Raw genomic sequence first — 2,413 nt, forward strand, 5'->3', positions numbered from 1 at the left:
GATCTACAGGGCCTGGCCGAGGCGCTTGACGCCTTCTTCGATCTTCGCCACGTCGGCCGTCGCAAAGCTCAGGCGCAGCGTCGCCACATCGGGCTTCTCCGCAAAGAACGGCGCACCGGGCACAAAGGCCACGAGCTTTTCGATCGCGCGCTTCGCCAGTTCGTTCGCATCGGCCAGCTTGCCATTGGCGCCCGTCAGGCGCGCCCAGAAGAACAGGCCGCCGGCCGGCTGCGTGAAGCTCACCGCATCGCCCAGCTCGCGCTTCAGCGCCGCGCCCATGGCCTGCGCACGCTGGCCGTAGACCTCGCGCACGTGCGCCAGCGTGCCGGGCATGCGGCCGCTCTTGAGGTACTGCGCGGCCGTGGCCTGGGCGAAGGTGCTGGTGTGCGCATCGCTGAACTGCTTGCACATCGTCGCCTTGGCCAGCAGTTCGGCGGGCGCGATCATCCAGCCGATGCGCAGGCCCGGGCTCAGCACCTTGCTCAGGCTGCCGCAGTGCGCCAGCAGCTCGCGGCTGCCCGGCACGTCCTTGGCTAACGCCAGGATCGAAGGGGGGGGCGCCTCGCCGAAGTAGAGGTCGCCGTACGGATCGTCCTCGACGACCAGCGTCTGGTACTTCACCGCCAGCTCGAGCACCTTCTTGCGGCGCTCCAGCGTCAGCATCGCGCCGCTGGGGTTGCCGAAGGTCGGGATCAGGTAGACGAACTTGGGCTTGTGCTCGGCGATGAGCTTCTCGAGCTCGTCGGTCTTCACGCCGTTGGCGTCGATGGGCGCGCTGATGAGTTGCGCGCCGTAGAGGCGGAAGCACTGGATGGTGGCCAGGAAGGTCGGGCCCTCGACGATCACCTTGTCGCCCGGAGAAATCATGGTCTTGCCCAGCAGGTCGAGCGCCTGCTGGCTGCCGGTGGTGACGATCAGGCCGCTGGGGTCCACGTCGACGCCCTTGGTCTTCATGAAGGCGCTGAGCTGGGTGCGCAGCGGCTCGTAGCCCTCGGTGGCGCCGTACTGCAGCGCGCCGCCGGGCTCCTCGGTCAGCGCCTTGTTGCTCGCCTCCTTGAGGCCCTCGACGTCGAACATCGCGCTGTCCGGGAAACCGCCCGCGAAGCTGATGATGCCGGGCTTGCCGAGCAGCTTGAAGAGTTCGCGGATGGCGGAGGTTTCGACGTTGTCGAGGCGGGAGGCGAATTGCATGGTCAATCTCACTTTCTGGGCGCCATTGTCGCGAAAGCGGCGGGCAATAAAGCTGCGTAAGGCCATAGCCTTTCAACGATATATTGCGCCTACGCCGCCGTGCTGCCGACAGCACACGGGTGCCGCGCCCCCGGACCCCCATGAAAAAAGACAACATCCCCCTCTTCTTCGCCACCCTGCAGGCGGCCAACCCCACGCCCGAAACCGAGCTCGAATACAGCACGCCCTTCGAGCTGCTGGCCGCCGTGCTGCTCTCGGCGCAAGCCACGGACGTGGGCGTGAACAAGGCCACGCGCAAGCTCTTTCCGGTGGCCAACACGCCGCAGGCGATCCTCGACCTGGGCGTCGAGGGGCTGGAGGAATACATCAAGACCATCGGGCTCTACCGCAGCAAGGCCAAGCACCTGATYGAGGCCTGCCGCATGCTCGTCGAGTTGCACGGCGGCGAGGTTCCGAAAACGCGCGCCGAACTCGAGGCCTTGCCCGGCGTCGGCCGCAAGACGGCGAACGTGGTGCTGAACGTCGCCTTCGGCGAAGCGACCATCGCGGTCGACACCCACATCTTCCGCATGGGCAATCGCACCGGGCTGGCGCCCGGCAAGACACCGCTCGAGGTGGAACTCAAGCTCGAAAAACGCGTCCCACCGGAGTACCGGCTGCATGCGCACCACTGGTTGATCCTGCACGGCCGCTACATCTGCGTGGCGCGCAAGCCGCGCTGCTGGGAATGCGCGGTCGCCACTTTCTGCGACTACAAACCCAAGACGCCGGCCCCGAAAACAGCCTGACACCCCACCGCATGACGATCCCGAAGAACCACAGCGCCCTCCTTGCCGCCGCCCTCCTCAGCGCAGCCGCCTTCGTTCCGGCCGCGGCCTGGTCCCAGGGCAGCAAAGGCCTCTCGCCTGACGCGATGGCGCTCTACGGCGGCCGCTGGTCGACCTCGTGCGCCGATGCGGCCGCGCCGACGCTGCAGGTTCGCCAGGACATGCTGATTGCCGAAAGCGGCAAGCGCCGCGTGGTCGGCCGCGATCCGGAAACGGCCTACAGCTTCTTCGGCAACAGCCGGCCGCCGGCCCAGTTCGATGTCGCGCTGATGAGCAGCGTGGACAACGGCGGGCCGATGACCTTCCTCGTCTACCGCGAGGCGCGCGGACAGTCCATCACGCTGGATGCCGCGAAGCCGGTTGCGGGACAACTGGGGCCCGAGCTGATGAAGCAG

At 67.1% G+C, this 2,413-nt stretch carries 2 protein-coding genes and 1 pseudogene; 2 read left to right on the forward strand and 1 reads right to left on the reverse strand.

The features are described from left to right. Positions 1–3 precede the first annotated feature (3 nt). The gene (locus AC1DXX_RS33285) at positions 4–1,191 is read right to left on the reverse strand and encodes an aminotransferase-like domain-containing protein (protein WP_478138464.1); all 1,188 of its coding nucleotides are present in this window, start codon (positions 1,189–1,191) and stop codon (positions 4–6) included. A 140-nt stretch (positions 1,192–1,331) separates the two neighbouring features. On the opposite strand from AC1DXX_RS33285, the gene nth reads away from it, so the two are divergent. Together nth and AC1DXX_RS33295 are read left to right on the forward strand one after the other, a co-directional pair. Beyond that, entirely contained in the window at positions 1,332–1,979 is a 648-nt protein-coding gene (nth, locus tag AC1DXX_RS33290) for an endonuclease III (protein WP_478138465.1), read from the forward strand. 11 nt (positions 1,980–1,990) lie between these two features. After that, positions 1,991–2,413: pseudogene (locus tag AC1DXX_RS33295) on the forward strand (Ivy family c-type lysozyme inhibitor); the annotation flags it as partial.

The sequence above is a fragment of the Variovorax sp. P4_B10 genome (assembly GCF_056402375.1).

Bases quoted from the DNA above. Each gene is read 5' to 3' on its own strand.
- AC1DXX_RS33285 (WP_478138464.1), bottom strand. From the start codon at position 1,191: ATGCAATTCGCCTCCCGCCTCGACAACGTCGAAACCTCCGCCATCCGC.